Below are 21,928 nucleotides of genomic sequence, written 5' to 3'. Positions count from 1 at the left end.
TAAATAAGGTATATATGTTTGTTTCTGTAAGAGATGTTAGTCCTATAAGTTACAAAATAGGACGAAAAATGGAAAATAGCAGGTTAATGCGAGGGCATACTCAAATAGAATTAGCAAGTAAAATAGATTTAACATACCAAGAAGTGAGCAGCTATGAAAATGGGTATATTCCTATTCCAATTGAAGTACTATATGTGATAGCAAGAGTATTGTCAGTTAATGCTGTAGATCTATTACCTAAACCAATAACAGTAAGAGAGTATGAAGATGAAGACGAAGAAATATTCTATCTAACGAAAATATATGAGAATCAAAAGTTAGGCAAAATAGTACCTTCATTAGTCAGGTTTGTTCATATTAGCGAAAAAATTAATCAAGAAGAAGCAAGGTTGGAAATAGCAAGAAATCTAGTAAAAGAAGGAGTTTCAGTTGACATAATTTCCCAAGCAACGGGCTTATCTATTTACGAGTATGATAATACAGAGAAAGAAGTCTGCACTGATTCTATATACTACAGAGTAGGGCAAAGAATAAGAGAATGGAGATTGATAAAAAGGTATACTCAAAAAGATTTAGCAAACAAAGTTGGTTTAACACTCAAGGAAATACACGAATATGAAAAAGGGTATACTGCCATATCATTAGATAAATTATATGAAATAGCAGGAGAATTATCAGTGAATATTAAAGTTCTGCTACCTAAAACAAGAGAAAGCAAAAAGCTATTGAGTTTAATGGATGAGTACGGAGAACAAGAATCATTAGTCAAATCTCTATCTGAAGATATGAAAAGCGGCAAGGAAAAAGTTAAAAAAGCAGAGAAAATCAGGGTTGCAAAGAATCTAGTAAAGGCAGGTGTTGCTATTGATATTATTGTGCGAGCAAGTGGCCTAACTGCTGATGAGTTGGGTGAGTGTGAAAATTGAATGTGTTTAAGATATAAGTAAAGTTAGTTAATGATTTAACCAGCAGAATTTGCTAACCAACTTTTTTGGCTCAGTTGAACTTTGCTTGGTATAAATTAAGATATGAAATCGCAAAGTTTATCTATTAATTTCTGGTTGTCCTCTATCATTGCATTTGCCTCTTGCTGAAGAGATTTGATATTTTTTGATGTAATATTATCCATGTCAGGTGATGCTATTTTTAATTGCGATTGTATGCGTATATATTTATCAGCTATAACTTGATTAAGTTGATAGTTTACTGCATCTAAACTTGAAGAAAACATCACATGTAGTAGTGGCTTGATCCATCCTATTTTTCCAAATCTCCTTGAATTAGCTATGCTTCTATCTGTTCTACCAGTACCTAGTGATAACAGTATAATCTCATCATTTGGAAACAATTTCTTACCACTTGCATATGCGCAAGCCGCTGGATTATTAGCAAAAACCCCTCCGTCCACTAGTACCATTTCCTTTTGGTTGATTTTAAGATATTTAGGTACAAAGTAAGTAGGTGCTGCAGTTGTAGATCGTAATGCATCTTTCAATTTGATAAAATTTCTATCTTCTCTCCAGCTTTTAAAGAAGAAGGGATAATTGTTCTTAATATCGTAGCTTGTAAGCATTAAATTATTTGTTGCATCTGCAAGAGTAGAATCACCAAAATATCTATTCAGAACGCATTCAATATTTTTGCATGAATACTGTGCACAATTTAGCCAAGAAAATATTGATCTTCTCAAAAATGAAGATTTAAAAATATATGCTCCGTACTTTTGGTAAAGCTCGACTAAATCGTTGGCTGAATATTGGGGATTTCCCCGTTCATCTTTCTTGCATAACCCAGCCACAACAATCCCACCGGTTGAAGTACCAGCCATTAGATCAAAGATTTTAGAAATAGGCTTCCTTGCTCTCTTTTCTATTTCTGCTAATATTATCGCTGGTGTGATGCCTCTTATGCCTCCACCGTCGACTGAAAGAATATATTTGGCCATGTTTAAATATTTATTGATTTTTTTAACTTGTTTGCTTTTATCAGGTTGTGTTTCTTGTCCAAGTACTACTGTATGTTTCACTCCTAGAGAAAATTGCACCAACCTAATAATTGATTCCATAGACCATGCTAAAGGGTCTGTGTTGGTTCAAGCATATTCATTTACTTCTAAACCTATTGCAAAGTCGCTAATTGAAGCTAAGGAACGTGGAGTTGATATTAAGGTTATCCTAGATGAATCACAAACTAGTTCAAAACATAGTGTAATTAACGAATTATTTGAGCACAAAATCCCGATATGGATTGACTTTAAACCCGCTATTGCTCATAGCAAGGTAATTATTATTGATGAGCAAAAAATCATAACCGGATCATTTAACTTTTCAGATGCCGCTCAGCAAAGAAATGCTGAAAACCTACTGATCATAACAGGAGATTCTCCACTAGTTGAACAATACATCGAAAACTGGAAGGATCGTAAATCTCAATCTGATTCTTATACACCAAAAGTAGAAGAATAATTACTTAAAATCAGCTTTAAGCTCATCCAATTCCTCAGAAAGATTTTTTACCCTTTCCTCAAGTACTAACACTTTTTCCATTAAACCATATTCAATAAGTTTATCGTGAAATTGTACCCTTGAGTCTAACTTGGATAACCACCATATCAATGCTACGGTTTGGATTAATATGGTAATAATTACCGTAATTGGGATTTTTTGCTTTTTCATGTGAAGGTATTAATCTATTATGGATAGTTTTAGAAGTTTATATACAGATTATAGAAAACTTATACCAATTCCCACTATATAAAGAACAGATAGACAATAATGGGAAAGAAGTGATACTAAAGTAGATAAAATAGAGAGGTATAAATGGCATTAAGGTCAAAACTATTAGACGAAAAAGTTGTAAATTTGGCGAAAGAAATGTTAAAAAAGGTCAGAAATAACGCATATGTTTCAAAAAAGTTACAAGCGGTGATAGCAGGAAAAGAAAGTAGTATAAGCGCTGTGGCAAGAATATGTAAAATTTCAAGGACTGCTTTGACTGAATGGATAAAGCATCTAAAATTTGGTAGAGTAGAAAGATTATTTTCCCCGTCTCAGCGGCGAAGAAAAAGCAAATTAAACAAAAATCAACGTGAGCAAATTGAAATATGGGTAGAAAGAAATCCAAATATTACTATTAAGGAAGTGCAAATAAAAATCTCAGAGGAATTTGGCCTAAACATTAGCAAATCAACAGTGCACCGTGAGATACAAAGGATGAAGTTTTCTTACATAACACCGAGGCCAATTCACCATAAACAAGATAAAAACAAGCAAGAAGAGTTTAAAAAATACTTCAATAAAATAGTCAATTCCCACCCTGAAAAGGAGGTATTTTTTTGATGAATCACGATTTGGAACTCATTCAAAAATCGGACACGGATGGTTTAAAAAAGGGGTCAGAACACAGGTTAAAATGAAAATTGGTAGACAAAATTTCTATATCTACAGTGCGGTAAATCCAAGAAGTGGTAAGAAAATTAGCCTACTTGCTCCATATGTAAACACTGATTGTATGAATATATTTCTGGAGCAGATGTCGAAAGATTTAGGCACGAAAGAAGCCTTTCTTGTAATGGATTGTGCAAGTTGGCATAGATCAAAAAGTTTGAAAATTCAGGAAAACATTACCATCATATACTTGCCTCCTTATTCACCGGAACTGAATCCTGTTGAAAGGTTGTGGCAATATATCAAATACAATACTTTACGCAATAGTATCTACGATACCATAGGTTTACTTGAAGATGTTTTGTGTAATTTTATTGTCAATATTTCCAGTACTACTATTAAACGAGTTTGTAATGTTTCTTATTTGTTCGGTCAGTAATGGATTTTGGTATAAGTACTTAATATTTCTTCCACTTTTTCTTACTTCTTCATTAAATGAATGCAAAGCATCTCTCTTTTTCAAATATGCTTCTTTTGCTTTTATTGCGGAGGTTTTGGCCTTGTCAAATTCTGCTTTTAAAGTTTTGCTCGGTTTCTCTATTGCCTTCATTTGTTTAGCTAAAGATTTTACTTGATCTTCAAAGCCTTTCCATGACCTCTTGCTAGTCAAAACATCATGACCTAACTGCTTAAACTTTGATACTGATTTTAAAGATGAGTCAAGCTTTCTTATATTCTCACCAAGATGAGTAAGTTGACTGCTACTTCCTTTTATTACAGTACTGAAACTGCCATCTAGGACTGCTCCAATTTTTATAGATAACGTTGACATTGTACCTTCCTCGCTGCTTTATGCCATAAGATAAATTCATTAATCTCCATATCAAGTATTTGTTCAACCCCGCCTCCTACAACAGAGCTGAACATTAATACTTCTAATCTCAAGTTTTTTGGATAATCGGTGAAAAAAAATCCTTTAATACCTCTTGCACTTTCACATAATCAGCAATATCTAACTCTTCAATCGCTTCTTTTGCAACTGATGTCAGATTGGCAGTCAAAGTTACTTCCTTACTTAGATCACTACCGCTAATACGTTCTATTGCTAAATAGTCTCTAACTTTTGGACGTCTAACGGTAAGTTCTGAGACAGAAATTCCATCTACTGTTATTGGATTATTAAGTGTTATAGCTTGCATATTCCTCCTTAAAAAGCTAATTAAATAAAAGTCTATATCGGCTTTTACATAACTAATTTCTTTGTTATAACTATGGTGCTATAAATAGGATTAGCTTTGATAAGAATCTTTTCTGTGTTCAATTGAAGTAATAACTACTGTATGTTCTGGTACATCTATATAATAAAGTATACGATAGGTACTCACCCGTAGACTACGTTGTCCACTTAAGTTATGCTTTAATGGCTTTCCAAGTCCAATTGGATCAACTGTTAGACGTTCCATTATTGCCTTCTTAATCATTAACTTTACTTTTGCTGGAAGAGCCGGAATGTCTTTCTTTATAACAGATTCTGAATAGTCTATATTGTAAGGCTTAATCCCAGAAGGCATCTTGATGTTTAACTCTCTTTTCTTTATAGCGTTCGTCAGCAATCTTAGATAATTCCATATCTTCAATTTCTTCTTCCATTAATTCAGTTAATAACTTTAAAACGGACTTGTCTTGAGATTGTGCTACACTAACAAGTAAACCAGTTAGCTGCTCTATGGAATTTGTATGAGCTTTAGAATCCATATTAACTATATACCTACAACCTCTCATATTTTAACATTTTTATGTAATTTTGTCAACCATATTAGATCCCTAGAATCGTTTGCAGCAAGGCCATTTGATCAACACCATTTATCTTTCTTATCATATTTTCAGCATCGATCTCTATTAATTCATTACCACCTATCGTAAGTTTATAATAATGGGCAGCTACAGTACATTTGAGAGTGGCTTTTTCAGCAGGTTTCCAGTTGCCAAAATCAAATTCTTTAAATATGCCCCTAAGGTTGATAATAACTCCTTCAACTTCATTACTACCACTCCCTTGCATTCCACCTCTGAGCGTCAAAGCTACTGAATTCCCATTTATTAGACCAAATAGCCTAAAGAGTTCTGTATCGTATTCAGAAAAAGTGAAATCTGCTTCAATCTTTTCCATGCCCATATCAATATTTACTGGAATATCCATACCACCAGCACGATACTCTTCTGTTTTTATGGTAAGTTTTGGTAGGGTAATTTCATCTATTTTTCCTGCATAACCACGACCATCTACAAATACGTTAAAATTTCTCAGTATTTTGGGTAACACTTCGCTTTCTCCTAACTTATTACACTATTATTTACAAGATGGGATCTGAATATTATTTGCTCAGCTGGATATGGCGGTGTAAACTCAAAATCAAAAGACACTTTTCCGCTTGCAATATTTGCCGGTGTATTGAGTTCGGGAGTTGCATAACATTTTCCACTGATAATTGCTCCTTGTGCTTTTAAATTGGCCAAATAAGAATTCACCCCCTCAATCACATCATCTATATAAGTTTTTGTGATATTGCGATCAACTGCCCAGAGATGAGCTCGAAGTAAACTATCGTTAATTAAATCTGCAGTGCGCCTTACTGATAGAAAAGCCCATTTCGAATCGTTTGAACATGTTCTATTTCCCCAAAGCCTATAGCCATTTTGATGAATTATCGTTGTTACTTCATTTTCATTTAAATGGTTTGCTCTACAATTTGTATTACCGAGCGTAAAATCAATAGGCCTGCTTGTGCCAACAATACCATTTATCTCTTTATTTGAAGGTGAGTGCCAAAATCCTTGTTCGCTATCTACTTTTGCTATTAAACCAGCTACAAATGGGCTTGCTGGCAAGGTTCCTTCTTTTCCTTCAATAAATACCTTAACCCAAGGGTCAACTACGTAAACTCTTGAGCTGCCTACACTTTTTCTCCATTTTATTGCTTCTTCATCATTAGTATTTGGTCCATCTGCAACAATAATTGCTCTTAATTTTTCTGCTATGGAAATTAAAGCACTCACTACTGGATTTACTCCATCTATTTCAGGTAACTGATGAGTAAACTGAGGTGCAATTAATATTCTTGGAGCAATATGAACTATGCTTTCACTACTTAGGAATGCCTCTATCCCTTGATACTCTCCAGTCTCTTTATCAACACCGCCAATTATATTTTGGATAGTTTCACTTTCTTTGAGCTTTGAATCGCTGTTTTCACTTTCTTTAACTCGAATAACTACTACTGTTGCACCAATCTGGGAAAATATTCCGTTTGTTGCAGAAGGTAAACTGCCACTCTTTCCAAGTCTTGCTGCTTCTTTTAAGCTTCCTGCAATTAACACTGGTTTATTTAGCGGAAACTTTTGCTCATCAGCTTCAGGTGCAGTACCAATTACACCTATCACTGATGATTTAGCTGTGCGTACTACCTTGGCCCCTGAGGTTACCTCAATAACATTTACACCATGTAAAAATTGCTCTGTCATTTTTTTTGCATTCTTTGTTTAAAATCATTGAGCAAAGCCTGTAGCTCTACTTCACTTTTAGCTTCTTCAATTTTCCTCTTCGCCATGTCTTCCAACTCCTCGCATTTCACTATCGCTTTTACTGCTTTTTTCACTTTTTCCTCGATTATCCTTGCCATTTCGATAACTGTAATACCACGGACTTTTGCTAAAGGTTCTATAATTTCTTTATCCTTTTCATCTATAGATTCTGGTGCTGCTAGAATGCTTTTTGCGGCTTTCGCTTGTATCGCATACGACTTAGACTTCTGGTGAGAATGTCCTGTGTATTGGTTAGTATAGTTATCATAATAAGCACGAAGATTAGAAAGTGCAGAAAATTTCGCATTTTGCAATAACTCCAGCTCAATATCTTCCTTATTCCTTTCAACAATTTTCTCTCCTTCTGTTAAACAATAACTTTTTTGCCAGTCAAAATTCTTTGGTGCTTCATACCAATCATTTCCAGTTGGCTTGTTTTCAAGTGTTGTTGTTTCAATCTGCTTGTGGTTTTCAAAACGTATATAAATAGTCACAAATTCCTCCTCATTGCCATATTTGATCAGTTCGTTCTAACCCTGGACATTGCCAACCCCTGAGCGTCCTTTCCACATCTACCTCAAGCCCTGTGGTGAGAAAATTGCTACGTATGTTATAAATCCCCCACTGAATAAATTGACCATAGTTGTGTACATAATTTGATGCAAGCATACCTTGACTAACTTGTGTTCTGGAATACAGATAAGATGATGTGTAAAGTAATATTGCAACTGTTTTTCCTGCTGGAATCTCCACATTACCAGATCCGGCTAACTTGCTATCAGAACTCGTGTATTGGTAAACATTTTTCCATACTATTTTTGAAATACTTGATTTATTAGAATTAGTGTTATCAGGAGTTCCCACAAATAATCCTGCTCCCCCATACTCCGTACTCGAATACGATGATCCGACAAATTCCATTGTCTTATTTATGTTCACATTGGTTGTATTTTTTACAAATACTACTCCAAGTGCAGCATACGGGTAATAGTATATCTCATCATAACTACCAGAAAAACTTTTTGTGCATAACTCTCCGTAAATAAATGTTCCTTTACTTCCCTCTATAAAACTTAGTTGTCTTGGCCGATAAAAACTAACGTAATCTGTATTGTACGTATGGCTACCTGCTAGTAGTTGTAACATATAGTCGGTTTTTGTTATATCACTACTCCACTTTCCAAGCTCTGTCGTAAAAGTTCCGTGGCCAAAATAATTATTTTTTCTTCCAAGTACACCAAATAAGAAAGGTAATGACCCTGGTTCAACCATGTTGCGCTTTCTTATTTCATTTATAAGAGACACTTTTAACTGTTCATCCCGAGTTTTTACCTCATTAGAGATGTTTTTAATTCGAGTTTCTATTTCCCCAATAATTGATGAGCCAGATGGTACATTATTAACAGCACGAAAATCTTCTACTAAACCTTTAAGACCATCTTTATGACTATTACTAATGCTATTTATTGCTGCAATATTGGCATTCTTTCTCGTATCAAGTAGCGATAAATTTGTTGTTCCTTTTTCATCAATTCTCTTTAATAACTGCTTCTCTGATTCAGAGATCACTGCTAAAGAACTAGCTTTTTTATTATCCAGATCAGTTAAGTGTTTTTTTGCACTATCAAGAAGTTCTTTTAGCTTACCATCAGTCATCTGTACAATTTCAGAAACTGCACTTTTGTCGACTATTGATTCCAATGCTTTAGCAAGATATGCTAATTGATCTGGTGTACTGTTTGCTGCTAAATCCTTAAGCCTCTTTTGTAGTGCATCAATTATCTCTTTTACCTCAGTCATCTGCACAATGTCAGCAATAGCTTTTTTATCTGCTATCAATTCCAGTGATTTTGCAAGATATGCCAGTTGATCAGGTGTGCTGTTTGCTGCTAAATCCTTTATCCTTTGATGTAACGCTTCTATTGCTTCTTTCATTCCCAAAAATTCAAAAAAGTTTCAAAGCTCAGTCGTTTAAAATTATTTTTTAGTTCATCTTCTCTTTCGGTAATATCTTCATCTATTTTTTCTATAGCTCTGCGAATACGTACTACATCTTCCACTGCAATATTTTCTGGATGAGGTAATGGATACTCTCTGCTTGTTTTATCATTTGGCATTTTTTTTATGTTATAACAATCCGCAAGTTTTTTACCTTTGGCCGATAAACAACCGTTCCACTTAAAACCAATTTTATCCTTGTCTCATTGGCGTTAAAATTTGATAGCACATGAGTTCTCTCCACCCAATTTTCTCCAATTGGTTTTCCTGATGTTAAATTTACTAATTGCCAATCATTGTTGCTTTTTTGCACATATGCTTTAACATCTGCAGTGCCAGGTATTAGTGCATCATAGGTAATTGTTATCTTAGTGTTAGCTCCTGCTGTAATGCTCCTAGTTACATAATCTCCTTTTTCCCCTATATTACCCATAACTAGCTGTAACCCAGGATATAGCACTGGACTTTTCTCTCGCCCTCCTTTTAGGCTTGCCTTTACTGTTAGCTCTCCAGATAATCTTTCACGCAGTGCAAGTGGCAAATTATCAGACAAAAAGTTCTCTTTTCCCTCTTCATCTGTTAAGATAAATTCTACATTGGTATCAAATGCTACTTTTTCGACGTTCGTCAAAACAATTAAATCTGATACGTTATTTGCAGTAACTTTGCCCAGATCAATAATGTGAGAATTTTCAGTGAACTTTGCAGCTAGTAATCGAAACGTAAGGTCAAAGTTTTGATGTGGAGTCCAGGTACTTGCATTGCTTGATGAAAGTAATACTCCTACTTGATAAGGCTGACTTGTTACCCACCTGCTATTTACTGCATCATATTTGCCAAGTTCTGCTATTTTGACTGCAGTACCCGAATCATCAGTAAGCAGTACTATTGCATACTCCTCTCCTGCATGGCAAAACACTGGCGACCACTCTATACGTGTTGCTGTGCCATCTACTTTTATATCTTTCGGCTCAATATAACTTTCAGCAATGACAGTCTGCGAGGGCATTCCCACTGCTGTTTCTCTAATCTGCACAACAACACGTTTTTTGCCGCTATTTGTGAACCATAAGTTTAGGCCTCCTATGTGTCTGCTTTCATTTAGTGTAAATGTCTGGGCTAAAGGATCAATTCTTCTTGCTGCAATAACTCTTCTTCTTTCTTCTATGGTAATTGTTTTTTTACCAGTATAAGTTGCTTCTCCATAACTGCCTTTATCACCGAAGAACTGCACTAACTTAGTCCCAGCAGGAATGTTTCTTGGTACAGTAAATCTTCCTTTTATTTTTCCTCTGTTATCAGCAATAAATGTTGCGATCATGTTTTTCTTTCAAATATTTTCTATGCTTGAGGTTGAATAAAAATTCCATCAAACTTTAATTCCTTAAGCTTTTCACCAGTTGCAAAACCTTCAATCTCAAAATTTTGAGTTGCTTCTCGCATAAATTCAGTTTCGTATGAGGTACTTGACAGCAGCTCTGTTGTTTCTTTAACATTAAATACTCTAGTTACTGGACTTTTCCAATTCGTGGTAACCTCCGTCCAGTGGTCTATATTTTTATTTAGAGTAATTTGTGCCGGAACTGGATCAAAAGCTTGATATGGATTGATCTTTTCTCCTTTGGTCTGTAAAAGCTGCTCCAGTACCGGTTCAAGTTCATATGGCAACAAATAAGTTTTTTCTCCTCCATCAATATCAGCAATCGTTACATCTATTGGTAAAATTAGTTCCTTATTTACTATTGCTGCAGACTGCAAAATTCCTTGATCGCGCATATCATCATCAAAGAATGAATCAACAAATACTCCTTTTTTGGTGGTAGGTTCTCTTGAATTTGCATCATTGCGTAGACGTTCCTCTGCAACCAGCGCATAAAGATCATTTATTCCTTTTTTCATTGCTTCAAGCTCATTCATCGGTACAGCATGAATAGCATTATTCACTATTTTTACCCCTTCGCCTTTTTTCCACGTCTGATGAATGTAGCAGAGCAAAAGCTGTTCAGAAGGAGCTTTAGGCATCGATGGTCGCCAAGGGTGAGAAATTCCTTTTATTCTCCTTACCACCCCTTTGCTATCGATAGTAATTAAATCAAAGCGGGGCATTTTCCAGGTATAATCTATCAAAACCAAGCTATTATCAACTGCTCCTTTTACTTTGCATCCCTGTTCACTTATATCTTCAGGGCTTACATGAGTACGACAGCGGTAAGTTATTTGATAACTACTTCCAGGAGCTGGTTCTTTACCTGGTAATGACCAATCAACGTTTCCTGCGTTTAATTTGTAATCTATACTATTTTCATAAATAACATTGCCTTGTTTAACTTGAATAATCTCAAGTACTGCAGAGTCAGGTATCGGATCAATAGCTCCAGAGTATGAACCATGAGTAACAGTAATGGTTTTCTGAACAGTTATATCTACTTTTTTAATTTCACTTATTGGAAAATCATTAACCTTCAGTTCCATTACTCTTTGGCTATTTGGCTGAAAAGTATGTGGTTCTGATTCAACTGATTTTATATCTGGATCTTCATCAAAAGAAATGCGAATACTGTGAGGTAACTCAATCTCATAGCCATCAACATGAGCTTTTCCCTCATTAATTACAAATATTTTTTTTCCTCCTTCTCCCTCTTCCTTTTGCAGGAACATTACTTCAAGACCATTTACGACGTAGGAACCATTTGCTTCTTTGTCATAACGAGCAAGAGCAGTAGTTACTATGTTTGCTTGTGGAGGTGGTGAATGTTCTATTAATACTCCATTTTCAATGTTATAGATTGGATAAAACTCTCCTTCAGAAAAACGTGGAGAAAGACCTTCTGCTTGATAACCCCAAATGGTGGAAACTTTAAGCCTTGCAGCTCCTACTTCCTGATAATTTCTTGTACCAATAGCAGGATCACGAAGGTTTTCATCCTCAAGTTCTGTAATCGTAGATTCTACATAATAAACACCTATGCGAACTGTGGTACTCAGTGGAATAACAAATTCTTCTTTTTCAACTTTTCTAACTGCACCGCGCAGATAGATTTTTCCTCCCTCAAGTGTAACTTTACCAGTTTCTCTATCTATAATACAATTGCTTCCTGTTATAACATCACCATCACGAAATATTGCATCGCCTATGCCTTTAATCTTAGAGAGAGCATACTCCTGAGTCTCGTTTAGTTCTGCAGACTGTAGACCTCTTCCTGCTAGAAACAAGCTTTTTTCGTATTCTTTGTCAGGATTAAAGCGGTTATAATAGGCGTTTAAAGTCATTTAATGCTAGAAAAATTCAAAAAGTTACAACAAATGAAAAAGTTTCCCGAGTTGCAGCAGTTCTGATAAGTGGTACGGTATGTTCCAAAATCAATAAAATCCCATGTTCTTCTATATCTTGAGGTTCAAAATATCTCTGTCCTTCAGGTAATTCTTCTTTTATTTTAGTACCAACCATAACCCCTAGCTCTCTGATTACTTGATTTGCTGCATCCGTGAAATCGAAAGTAAATTTGAGATAGAGATTATTAGTTGGTACATTTGAGGGCCTAAACCTTCCAGATGGAGTTATAAGTTCACCGTTTTCATCACCTGTGCAGAATAGCACTTCGTCTGCAGTACGTCTGCCAAGTTCATTGAGCAGTTTTTCAGAAGTTATCAGCTCTGGTGGTGTGCTTTCACTATACTCTACAGTAACTTTATCACTTACTGGAATAGAGCTATTTTCCGTACGTTTTATTACATCAGTACTGCCATTAACTGTATAGTCAATACTTGGCTGATAAGTTGTTTGCCCTGTAACAACCTTCACATCTTTAATAGGTTGATGATCAAATTTTATTTCACCCTTAACGAAAGTTTTTTCTACTTTATGGCTACTTTTCCAACTTGAATCACCTGTTCCCCAAGCAAGATGGATAGATTGCTTTTTTATGCTGGCTGCTATTGCTGCTCTTCCTGACTGTGTGAGAATTGACATTTTTAATTAAGCCTCATATATTATATATGTACGATGACTTCAAAATTCGTCCGCAAAAATCAAAATATTTTTTTATATCAGAAAAATTTTTTAGGAGAATAGCTCAGCTCCACAGCTAAACTTTCCAACACCGCGAGCAAATGGTCCGCTAGGAATGTCAAGCCATTTATCTTCTTTTGAACCAGTAGCCATTCCCTTAACCAACTTCCGTGCTTGTAACAGCTCTTGAACTATACGCTCCATTCTATCTCTTCCTATACTGTGAAACTCCTCAGGTAGTCTATGCCGCTGTTTATACACTCCTGTACTTCCTGTATGGGTAAATGGATGTCCAGAAATTGCTGCTCGTGTAATTGCAGTTATAAGATGCTGCTTTGAATCTTTTTCGTTCATATTTTTTATTCTTAATCTTTCAGTTATGTCCTCTAACAATCCTGTTTCTTCATTTCTTAAATAAGTGCGTAAAGTGCGATCAGCCAAACCGTTTGCTTTAACAATTGCTCCATAAAATAATGCGTTCTGTCTTACAGATTCTCCTATTGATTTAAAAATTGTCGGTTTAGCTGTATCTTCCACAGACCAAAAAGCGTATGAACACCTAACACCATTAACAAGAGCAGATGTACCTCTAATGGCATCACGTGCTTGCTCAACAGTCGATATAGGTTTTTCACTTTTTGGCTTTCTCATATGATGAGCAGTAATTATTGATGCTCCAGTGCTACCTGCTAAATCAGATAATAAAGACATCAAATAATCGCCTACGGCTGGGTCAGTATTTAAATCAGCGTGCACAAATGATGCAAGTGGATCAAATACGATTAATTTTAAGTTTTTTATTTTATTAAGTTGTTTTGTTATCAATTCAAATTCAGGAGAAGTCTCTATAACTTTACCTGAAACACTCTTTATGATTGTAAGTGATCCACTAACATTTGGTAATGGTACAATAAAGAGCCTATCCTTATATTTTAATCTCTCGCATTGTGAGTCAAGACGCTCTAAACGACGATGTATTTCACTCATATCATCTTCTGCAGAGAATATTACAACAGATCCATGTTCAGTAACTAAAGGACCAAAACCACATGGCTGATCTTTTCTACTCGCAACTTTCAGTGCTAAATCAAGCAGAAGCATACCTTTACCAGTATCTCCCATTGCAGCTAGAATAGATGTCACTCCTAAAGGAAATAACCCTTCAACAAGAAACTTTTGCTCCGGTACTGGACCTATAAAACGTTCTACGCTCCATTCTTGAATATTAAGCAATTGCTTAACGATGATTTTTTTCGAGTTATTTTCAATGAATTCAGGAATATTCATCTTTTCTTCTATACCATCAGCTGAATCCCATCCCTTTGGTTTATTCTCCGGTATTTCAAGAAGAGTAAGTGATAAAACACCAAGAAAAGTAAGCTTTTTCACAACTTTCTCAGCATATTGTTTACCTGGTTCATCATTGTCTGGCCAAATAATAACATGCTTGCCCTTAAGTGGTGACCAGTCTGTTTTTTCTATTGGTGCATTTGCTCCTAACATTGCAGTTGTGGCAGTCATACCTTGCTCTATCAGAGCATCTGCACACTTTTCACCTTCAACTAAAATCACCTTATCAGATTTCACGATACCTGGAATATTATATAAAGGCCTGGTCTCTGGTAGAGTAAAACTAGACCTTTTTACATCAAAAGGAAGATATCTTTTTCCTGAATCAGTGTTATAACGATAAACTGTAACAATCACTTGATCACTTTCATCGTAATAGTTCCATGATGCCGTTGGTTGCCCCAGAGTGTTATTTTTTTCCGAATAACCAATCCACTTAGCAATATCTTCTATCGTATCAGTAAATTGATTTTTTCCAGTAACAGCAGCCCAAAGATCAAAAATATCTCCTCCTTCTTCGGTAGAAAAATCATGCCATAATCCGGCTTTACTGCCAGTTAACTCCACTATCATACTTTGTCCTTTATTGCCTTGTAGATCACCTACATAGAACTTATCACCACGAAAAGTTCCTCTTGGCAGTAAATAAGAAAGACATGACCTTATATTTGATAGGAGTTGAGTTCTTAATTGTTCTTTCTTCCCTAATAATTTATAATGTCCATTTCTTTGTGAACAATAAATATCCATACCTACCTGAAGAATTTTTATGTTCTAGCTATAACGTTAGCAGTTTTCCAACATCCATTAATCTTATTGATGAATTTTGTTGGTATAGATCTACCGTTTCTAAGTTCATATACTACTTGTAAGATATTTGTACGTTTATTGGGTTGAAATATTACTATTCCAGATGTATAAAAACTTCTTAAAGCGTTAGCACCAACGAGAGCTTGAAATGGATTCTTTTCCAATATAGAGGTAGGTACTTTTTTGGTGTGATTTGTGATGATTATTCCAGCCATAGGATTAATCTTGGAACGTAGTTTTTCTATTGCATGCTGCAGACCATAGTTAACGGAATTATAAGGAGAATCAATCACAACTAAATCAAACTTTTCCTCTACCATATTTTTTATTTTTTCTATACCTTCTTCATTTAAGGTCAAATTCATCTTGTTCGTCACAATTAAGTTTTCTGTTGCTAAATGAGGAAGTTTGTTGAGTTGTTGTATACGTTCTCTAATGTAATCATATTCCATTTCGTTTTGTAGATAGAATATTTTTAGCGGTCTTGTAGGCTTCATGCCAAGAAATGATCTTCCTGCTGCCAGATGTACTAATAGAGAAAGAAGAAAATGACTTTTGCCAATCTTTGGAGTACCACCTATGACCAAAAGACCACCTGGTGTCAAAATTCTTGGGCCTATTATATCTTTTGGCATTGGTGATTTATCGTTTAAGTAATGGTTTACAGAAAATGCTTTTTCTTCGTTTTGTTTTTCTTGTAATATGGAACTTCTTTCATCTTTACCGTTCAACCATGTTTCAGCAGAATCTATATTACCTTTAACTAAAGTCCAAAGGTCTATTATATTTCCTTTCTTTTCTTCGATCAGGTTGTACCAATTTCCTGCATTTTCTCCTTCCATTTCAACTATTATCTTATTTCCATTTCTACTGCCAATATAGAATTTATTTTGGTAAGATTTGCCTTCAGGTAACAAATAAGATAAACAATCTTTGATATTATTAATTAATAATGATTTTATTTTTAAAGCATTTTTAGATGAAAAATCCATAAAATTCTCCTTGTTTATTCCAAATTTGTTCAACATATTTTTTAGACGTTTAAAGTCAAGATTAGCCAGCTCACAAACAGTTTCAAAAGATCGTGAGCGAATCCATTGACAAGCCTCTTTTTTAAGTTTAGGGTTTTTTCCTGCTGCATCCTGAATAGCTCTAGTAATAACAGCAGCCCACAACTTTCCTTCGTCATACTTCAAAATGGCAACCAATCATCTTGAAAACTTTTTTGTAATTCTGGAGTAATAACTGTAGTAATCCTATTTCTATCTCCGTATGTATTATTAGTTTCAACGCCTACTTTTGCTGTAAACTCTAAATCGTTGAAATCAGCTATAGAGTTTATTCTTCTAGCGGTAACTGCTTTCTCTGAAGTGTCATTTGCATGAATATTTCTGGATGATTCCAAAATACTACGCAGCATAGAACGTCCAGATTCTCCCCAGATGTCTTCTTCACCTTCTGCTTTGCCATTTTTGATACCTATAATCTGAAAAATCTTGCGTTTTGCATATGGACCTTCAGTGACAGTAAATTCAGTGTTTAAATAGATGCTGCCAGTAGTGTAGTTTTTAGTGAACCAATTTTCATAACCTCCAGGCTTTATTGCCATTTTTACCTTGACTATTGTACCTTTCGGTATTAAACTGCTCTGCAGTTTTGCATTATTAAAATCAGTTAAAAAATCTTGTAGCATACGCTCTCCTATAAGTTGACTTTAAAGTGAAAGTTAGCTATTCCATTAGCTGCCAATGACCATTTATCTTATCGACAAGTTTATTTTGCACGCGTTCACCATTACGAAGCTCAAATACTATCTGGCGTACACTACTTTCTTCATCATGAGCAAACATCACCATACCAGTACTGTAAAATCCACGTAAAGATCCAGCACCACTTAGGCCTTGAAATGGATCTTCTTCGAGCATCTTTTTCGATAATTTTTTTGTATGATGAGTGAGTACAATACAAGCATCTGGATTGACAGCACTGCGTAGCTTCTCAAGAGTCTTTTGCAGAAAGAACAGCAAGCACTATTATCATTTTCATTCCCATATTCACTGCTAAAGATGTTACGTAATGGATCTATGGCCAAAACATCAGGTTTAAAGCGTTCATTTACAATCTCCTTAATTTCACTTATTTCATCATGATTAAATGATAAGTGCACTTTTGGCGTAATGATTAAGTTGTTAGCAGCTACATTCAAAAGTTCATTATCAAGTTGTTGCAAACGTTCTTTCATATATTCATATTCAATTTCAGTTTGCATGTAGAAAATTTTTAAAGGTCTATTTGAAGCCATACCAAGAAAAGAAACACCTGCAGCCATATGAACGAGCCATGAAATCAAAAAGTCGCTTTTGCCGATTTTAGGTGGGCCACCCAGTACCAATAAGCCTCTTTTTGTTAAAATTCTTGGTGAGATTATATCCTCTGGTGTTGGCGATCGATCGTCCAAGTATTCTTTCACACTGAAAAAAGGAATTTTTTGACCAATAGTTAAAAAGTTTTGTAGCATATAATAACCTCCTATATGTTGGGCGTGACAGGTTGAATTGCAAAAGCTTTAGTTTTAATTTTTGTAAGAAGTTTTCCTAGATGCGGTTCTTCAACCATATTAAGGCAACCACTTCGATCTTTAGCAGGATATCCCCAAGAATTAATCGTCTGACAGACAAATGAACGAACCTCTGTACCATCATCTTTCTTGATTCCAACCATACTAATTACTTCGTCAACTATCCCAGGAATTTCACTTGCAGTTTTAGCTCCTTCACATTGAGGTAGCCAAGTCGAGCGATTGAAATCATCGAGGTATTGTCCAAGAGTTCCAACTGTAATGATGTCTTTATTTGGAATATGTTGAAACTGATTGAGCCAAGCCATCATCTCTTGAGCAAGTAACCCGTAAGCAGCTCTCATATCTTGTTTTCCTGATCTTTCAGAAAAAGCTTCAGGTTGCATTTTTGCCCATAATAGACATAAACGAGAGGCTACTGTAATACTATCGATAAAAACACATCGATACTTGAGAAACTCTGAAGAAAGCTCTTTGTATTTACTGGATACATGCTCATAGTGTCTTTGGCTATACGCTGAGTCAGATTTTAACGCAGGATTAGGACCACCTATGAGACATGCAATATCTCTTGCCTCATTCCAAGTACGAATACTTACAGAATCCCCTTGCCAATCTTGAACAGCAAGTAAACCTGCCTCAAAATCAAGACAAAGTGTTGGTTCATTTATGGTCTTTAAGAGACTAGTTTTACCTATACCATAAGGACCAAAGATGACCATTTTTATACCTGTTTGAACTTTTAGCCGTTCATTGCTGTTCATTATTTTCATTTTTCTCCCAGTACCTAAATATATATGTACGATGACCTAGGCAATTCGTCCGCAATTTGCAAAAAAAAATTTTTGAGCAAATATAATCGAGAGCTTATAACTTCTCTAAAACTGAGAATTTATTGCGTATTCGTTCTAGTGTGCGATAGATAGTTGTCTTTGGTATTTTGGTTATTACAGAAACTTCAGTAATAGTAAATACCTTAAGTAATTGACATAAATTACTATCTTTTTCAGACAAAGTTGAAATTATATTATTTATATCAGTGCGAATTATCGCTTCGATTTCCGAGTTCCTATGATCTGGAATATCGTCGTTTATATCATCAAAAGTTATATTACGTTTTAGACATAACTGATTGCGTAACATATTGCGAGCACAATAATTAGCTAATCTAGCAACGAAAGTACTAAAACTACTTCTTTTCTCATCGTGCCGGTTAAGATATTGCCAAACCTGACAAAAAAGCTCTTGTTCTATATCTTCGAGACTTTCGTTAATAAAACAGCTTTTGGATTTAAGGCGCGAAGCTTGAAATCTCACATGTTTAACAATTGTAGAATCGATTCCTTGATAAGAATTCTTCATAAAAACTCCAAAAGTTTCATGAATAGAGATTTTTACCAAGACTTTGTATGACTAATTTATTATAAAAAAGTAGTAATAATTTTTTTATCTAAAAGAATAAAATCTTTAAAAATTAAAATAAGATTTAAACGTTTTGATACACTACTGAAGCTACTTTTTCATAGGTAAAAAACTACCAATTTCGTACCTAATTTCTGAGTTACTAATTAGTATTTCAGAAAGCAGTAATCGTTAAGTTATTGATAATATTGTCTTTTTTATGTTCTATTCCTAAAAGCCGTTTCTAAAGTTAAGTGGCTAAAATCGGCCAGTAAAGAGGGTTTACGGATTACTGAAGTCTTATATATATTATATATATATTTAAATACAGGTAAAATATAATATATGATAATATAATAATATAAATATTGGCGTAATATAAGTTATGTAAAATAGTTATTAAGATAAGTAAAGATGAAAAAAACTCAAATGGCAGGATATGAAATTTTTTTTAATTTTTTTTCAAAATTGCGGACGAATTTGCGAGTCATCGTACATATATATTATACAGGGCATTGAACTTTAATTACACAAAGGAGTTTTTGTACGTCAATCTTAACACTAGATCTCGGCAAACAAACGGGCTGGGCAATTCTAACAGATGGAGTAATTGAAAGTGGAAGCAAAAGCTTTCATGGTAGCCGTTTCAGTGGAGGTGGAATGTGTTTTTTAAGTTTTCACAATTGGCTTAATTCTTTGAAACATGAGTTCACTGCAGTGTATTTTGAGGAAGTAATACCAATTCCCACTATATAAAGAACAGATAGACAATAATGGGAAAGAAGTGATACTAAAGTAGATAAAATAGAGAGGTATAAATGGCATTAAGGTCAAAACTATTAGACGAAAAAGTTGTAAATTTGGCGAAAGAAATGTTAAAAAAGGTCAGAAATAACGCATATGTTTCAAAAAAGTTACAAGCGGTGATAGCAGGAAAAGAAAGTAGTATAAGCGCTGTGGCAAGAATATGTAAAATTTCAAGGACTGCTTTGACTGAATGGATAAAGCATCTAAAATTTGGTAGAGTAGAAAGATTATTTTCCCCGTCTCAGCGGCGAAGAAAAAGCAAATTAAACAAAAATCAACGTGAGCAAATTGAAATATGGGTAGAAAGAAATCCAAATATTACTATTAAGGAAGTGCAAATAAAAATCTCAGAGGAATTTGGCCTAAACATTAGCAAATCAACAGTGCACCGTGAGATACAAAGGATGAAGTTTTCTTACATAACACCGAGGCCAATTCACCATAAACAAGATAAAAACAAGCAAGAAGAGTTTAAAAAATACTTCAATAAAATAGTCAATTCCCACCCTGAAAAGGAGGTATTTTTTTGATGAATCACGATTTGGAACTCATTCAAAAATCGGACACGGATGGTTTAAAAAAGGGGTCAGAACACAGGTTAAAATGAAAATTGGTAGACAAAATTTCTATATCTACAGTGCGGTAAATCCAAGAAGTGGTAAGAAAATTAGCCTACTTGCTCCATATGTAAACACTGATTGTATGAATATATTTCTGGAGCAGATGTCGAAAGATTTAGGCACGAAAGAAGCCTTTCTTGTAATGGATTGTGCAAGTTGGCATAGATCAAAAAGTTTGAAAATTCAGGAAAACATTACCATCATATACTTGCCTCCTTATTCACCGGAACTGAATCCTGTTGAAAGGTTGTGGCAATATATCAAATACAATACTTTACGCAATAGTATCTACGATACCATAGGTTTACTTGAAGATGTTTTGTGTAATTTTATTGTCAATATTTCCAGTACTACTATTAAACGAGTTTGTAATGTTTCTTATTTGTTCGGTCAGTAATGGATTTTGGTATAAGAAGACATCTAGGAACTGATGCAGCTCATTGCTATGGTGGTTTTCTTGCAGTGCTGTCTGCTTGGTGTGAAGAGAACAATATTCCCTACCAAGGTGTTAATGTTAAAACTATAAAACGCTTTATAACAGGCAAAGGTAATGCAAGTAAGAGCCTGTTCATAATCTTTTCAGAAGCAAAGCAGCGAAAGCAAGAACGACCATTTGCAGGCTAGTGTTGAGTTTCCGCTCGCAATTTTTCCACAATCGCCTACATTTTTGCAACCAAGCAAAAGATCTCTCAACAACCCATCTCTTTGGCAATACAACAAAGGTATGTAATTCACTGCGTTTTATTACCTCAACAGTTGCACCAATAGTTGCTTTTATCTGAGCTGCAAAATTTTCTCCTGTATACCCAGCATCAACCAGTATATTTTTAACTTCAGAGAGATTTTCTTGTGCTCTTTTAACCATTCTCACAGCACTACTACGATCGGTTATTTCTGCCGTTGTCACATAAATTGCGTGCGGCAAACCTTGTGTATCTACTGCAATATGACGCTTTATTCCTGAGATTTTTTTACCAGCATCATAGCCCTTCTCTTTGGCAGTATCTGCATTCTTTACACTCTGTGCATCAATTATGCAAAAGCTGGTTTTTTCTTTCCGACCATTGTTTTGTCGGACCACGCGAACTATTTTTTTTTAACACACGCTCTAGAATGCTTTCTTTAGCTGTATCTGGCTTTTCACTCCATTTTTTGAAATAATCGTAACAATTGCGCCATTTTGGAAATTCTGTTGGTAACATTCTCCACTGGCAACCGCTTTTTAAGACGTACAATATTCCACAAAATACCTCATACAAATCAAGTTTTCTTGGTTTTGTTTTTTTCCTGCAAGACTCTAGATCTTTTACAATAATCTCAAATTTTTTCCGACTTATGTCGCTTGGGTATGAGCTTCTCATATCCTTCACTATCTATATTATCCTCT

At 34.9% G+C, this 21,928-nt stretch carries 25 protein-coding genes and 3 pseudogenes; 6 read left to right on the top strand and 22 right to left on the bottom strand.

All coding sequences use genetic code 11. The features are described 5' to 3' along the window. Positions 1–14 precede the first annotated feature (14 nt). On the top strand, positions 15–926 hold the full coding sequence (locus ABWU24_RS07500; protein WP_353274758.1) for a helix-turn-helix domain-containing protein: 912 nt from the start codon (positions 15–17) through the stop codon (positions 924–926). A gap of 95 nt (positions 927–1,021) precedes the next feature. On the opposite strand, the gene ABWU24_RS07495 is transcribed toward ABWU24_RS07500, so the two are convergent. After that, positions 1,022–1,945, bottom strand: coding sequence for a patatin-like phospholipase family protein (locus tag ABWU24_RS07495; protein WP_353274756.1), 924 nt, complete (start codon positions 1,943–1,945; stop codon positions 1,022–1,024). Here ABWU24_RS07495 and ABWU24_RS07490 point away from each other — a divergent pair. After that, positions 1,944–2,465 (top strand): phospholipase D family protein, encoded by a 522-nt coding sequence (locus tag ABWU24_RS07490; RefSeq protein ID WP_353274794.1) that lies wholly within the window; start codon positions 1,944–1,946, stop codon positions 2,463–2,465. The genes ABWU24_RS07495 and ABWU24_RS07490 overlap by 2 nt on opposite strands. On the opposite strand, the gene ABWU24_RS07485 is transcribed toward ABWU24_RS07490, so the two are convergent. Then, positions 2,466–2,675, bottom strand: a complete 210-nt coding sequence (locus ABWU24_RS07485; protein ID WP_139686867.1) for a hypothetical protein — start codon at positions 2,673–2,675, stop codon at positions 2,466–2,468. 144 nt (positions 2,676–2,819) lie between these two features. Here ABWU24_RS07485 and ABWU24_RS07480 point away from each other — a divergent pair. Beyond that, positions 2,820–3,825 (top strand): IS630 family transposase gene (locus ABWU24_RS07480; protein WP_353274215.1). Its coding sequence is split into 2 segments (ribosomal slippage): positions 2,820–3,329 and positions 3,331–3,825, totalling 1,005 coding nucleotides; the frame shifts between segments, so codons are not numbered across the junction. On the opposite strand, the gene ABWU24_RS07475 is transcribed toward ABWU24_RS07480, so the two are convergent. From ABWU24_RS07475 to ABWU24_RS07390, 18 genes and pseudogenes are all read right to left on the bottom strand, one after another. After that, positions 3,733–4,218 (bottom strand): hypothetical protein, encoded by a 486-nt coding sequence (locus ABWU24_RS07475; protein WP_353274754.1) that lies wholly within the window; start codon positions 4,216–4,218, stop codon positions 3,733–3,735. The genes ABWU24_RS07480 and ABWU24_RS07475 overlap by 93 nt on opposite strands. Before the next feature lie 109 nt (positions 4,219–4,327). Next, entirely contained in the window at positions 4,328–4,585 is a 258-nt protein-coding gene (locus tag ABWU24_RS07470) for a phage tail assembly protein (RefSeq protein ID WP_353274752.1), read from the bottom strand. Positions 4,586–4,675: 90 nt separating this feature from the next. Further along, the gene (locus ABWU24_RS07465; protein WP_010082215.1) at positions 4,676–4,957 is read right to left on the bottom strand and encodes a type II toxin-antitoxin system RelE family toxin; all 282 of its coding nucleotides are present in this window, start codon (positions 4,955–4,957) and stop codon (positions 4,676–4,678) included. After that, positions 4,941–5,168, bottom strand: a complete 228-nt coding sequence (locus ABWU24_RS07460) for a hypothetical protein (RefSeq protein ID WP_353274750.1) — start codon at positions 5,166–5,168, stop codon at positions 4,941–4,943. The genes ABWU24_RS07465 and ABWU24_RS07460 overlap by 17 nt, the downstream gene beginning before the upstream one ends. Before the next feature lie 34 nt (positions 5,169–5,202). After that, positions 5,203–5,709, bottom strand: a complete 507-nt coding sequence (locus ABWU24_RS07455; protein WP_353274748.1) for a phage major tail tube protein — start codon at positions 5,707–5,709, stop codon at positions 5,203–5,205. Positions 5,710–5,720: 11 nt separating this feature from the next. Next, positions 5,721–6,908, bottom strand: coding sequence for a phage tail sheath subtilisin-like domain-containing protein (locus ABWU24_RS07450; protein ID WP_353274747.1), 1,188 nt, complete (start codon positions 6,906–6,908; stop codon positions 5,721–5,723). Next, positions 6,905–7,462, bottom strand: coding sequence for a hypothetical protein (locus ABWU24_RS07445; protein ID WP_353274745.1), 558 nt, complete (start codon positions 7,460–7,462; stop codon positions 6,905–6,907). Before ABWU24_RS07445 ends, ABWU24_RS07450 begins: the two co-directional genes overlap by 4 nt. 10 nt (positions 7,463–7,472) lie before the next feature. Then, entirely contained in the window at positions 7,473–8,903 is a 1,431-nt protein-coding gene (locus ABWU24_RS07440; protein ID WP_353274743.1) for a hypothetical protein, read from the bottom strand. Further along, complete coding sequence (locus ABWU24_RS07435) at positions 8,900–9,085, bottom strand: hypothetical protein (RefSeq protein ID WP_353274742.1); 186 nt, start codon at positions 9,083–9,085, stop codon at positions 8,900–8,902. The genes ABWU24_RS07440 and ABWU24_RS07435 overlap by 4 nt, the downstream gene beginning before the upstream one ends. Before the next feature lie 5 nt (positions 9,086–9,090). After that, the gene (locus ABWU24_RS07430; RefSeq protein WP_353274740.1) at positions 9,091–10,287 is read right to left on the bottom strand and encodes a hypothetical protein; all 1,197 of its coding nucleotides are present in this window, start codon (positions 10,285–10,287) and stop codon (positions 9,091–9,093) included. Positions 10,288–10,307: 20 nt separating this feature from the next. After that, complete coding sequence (locus ABWU24_RS07425; RefSeq protein WP_353274738.1) at positions 10,308–12,236, bottom strand: DUF4815 domain-containing protein; 1,929 nt, start codon at positions 12,234–12,236, stop codon at positions 10,308–10,310. Between the two features lie 16 nt (positions 12,237–12,252). Further along, the gene (locus tag ABWU24_RS07420; RefSeq protein ID WP_208571553.1) at positions 12,253–12,936 is read right to left on the bottom strand and encodes a hypothetical protein; all 684 of its coding nucleotides are present in this window, start codon (positions 12,934–12,936) and stop codon (positions 12,253–12,255) included. Positions 12,937–13,026: 90 nt separating this feature from the next. After that, entirely contained in the window at positions 13,027–15,075 is a 2,049-nt protein-coding gene (locus ABWU24_RS07415; RefSeq protein ID WP_353274315.1) for an AAA family ATPase, read from the bottom strand. Positions 15,076–15,092: 17 nt separating this feature from the next. Then, positions 15,093–16,343 (bottom strand): AAA family ATPase, encoded by a 1,251-nt coding sequence (locus ABWU24_RS07410; RefSeq protein WP_353274736.1) that lies wholly within the window; start codon positions 16,341–16,343, stop codon positions 15,093–15,095. Further along, positions 16,328–16,828: a hypothetical protein gene (locus tag ABWU24_RS07405; protein WP_353274309.1), complete on the bottom strand. Its 501-nt coding sequence runs from the start codon at positions 16,826–16,828 to the stop codon at positions 16,328–16,330. The genes ABWU24_RS07410 and ABWU24_RS07405 overlap by 16 nt, the downstream gene beginning before the upstream one ends. 37 nt (positions 16,829–16,865) lie before the next feature. Then, positions 16,866–17,653 (bottom strand): annotated as a pseudogene (locus ABWU24_RS07400) (AAA family ATPase). An 11-nt stretch (positions 17,654–17,664) separates the two neighbouring features. After that, positions 17,665–18,486 carry an ATP-binding protein gene (locus tag ABWU24_RS07395; RefSeq protein ID WP_010082113.1) on the bottom strand — a complete coding sequence of 274 codons (822 nt, stop codon included), beginning with the start codon at positions 18,484–18,486 and terminating at the stop codon, positions 17,665–17,667. Between the two features lie 94 nt (positions 18,487–18,580). Next, a complete protein-coding gene (locus tag ABWU24_RS07390; RefSeq protein ID WP_190321275.1) occupies positions 18,581–19,075 on the bottom strand; it encodes a sigma-70 family RNA polymerase sigma factor in 495 nt (164 codons plus the stop codon). A gap of 591 nt (positions 19,076–19,666) precedes the next feature. On the opposite strand from ABWU24_RS07390, the pseudogene ABWU24_RS07385 reads away from it, so the two are divergent. Continuing rightward, positions 19,667–19,849 (top strand): annotated as a pseudogene (locus tag ABWU24_RS07385) (Holliday junction resolvase); the annotation flags it as partial. Here the strand turns inward: ABWU24_RS07385 and ABWU24_RS07380 are convergent. Continuing rightward, entirely contained in the window at positions 19,784–19,939 is a 156-nt protein-coding gene (locus tag ABWU24_RS07380; RefSeq protein WP_353274734.1) for a hypothetical protein, read from the bottom strand. The pseudogene ABWU24_RS07385 and the gene ABWU24_RS07380 sit on opposite strands and share 66 nt — an antisense overlap. On the opposite strand from ABWU24_RS07380, the gene ABWU24_RS07375 reads away from it, so the two are divergent. Continuing rightward, positions 19,933–20,938, top strand: a protein-coding gene (locus ABWU24_RS07375) for an IS630 family transposase (RefSeq protein ID WP_353274215.1) whose coding sequence is annotated in 2 segments (ribosomal slippage) — positions 19,933–20,442 and positions 20,444–20,938 — 1,005 coding nt in all. Because the reading frame shifts where the segments join, the coding sequence is not laid out codon by codon here. The genes ABWU24_RS07380 and ABWU24_RS07375 overlap by 7 nt on opposite strands. A gap of 11 nt (positions 20,939–20,949) precedes the next feature. Continuing rightward, positions 20,950–21,165, top strand: a pseudogene (locus ABWU24_RS07370) (Holliday junction resolvase); the annotation flags it as partial. Here the strand turns inward: ABWU24_RS07370 and ABWU24_RS07365 are convergent. Next, a protein-coding gene (locus tag ABWU24_RS07365) for an IS5 family transposase (RefSeq protein ID WP_353274792.1) occupies positions 21,110–21,902 on the bottom strand; the annotation gives its coding sequence in 2 pieces (ribosomal slippage) (positions 21,110–21,637 and positions 21,639–21,902; 792 coding nt in all). The pseudogene ABWU24_RS07370 and the gene ABWU24_RS07365 sit on opposite strands and share 56 nt — an antisense overlap. Between the last annotated feature and the right edge of the window lie 26 nt (positions 21,903–21,928).

The sequence above is a fragment of the Wolbachia endosymbiont (group B) of Hofmannophila pseudospretella genome, from assembly GCF_964028515.1.
Lineage (GTDB): Bacteria > Pseudomonadota > Alphaproteobacteria > Rickettsiales > Anaplasmataceae > Wolbachia.
This window is presented reverse-complemented; position numbering and strand designations above follow the sequence as displayed.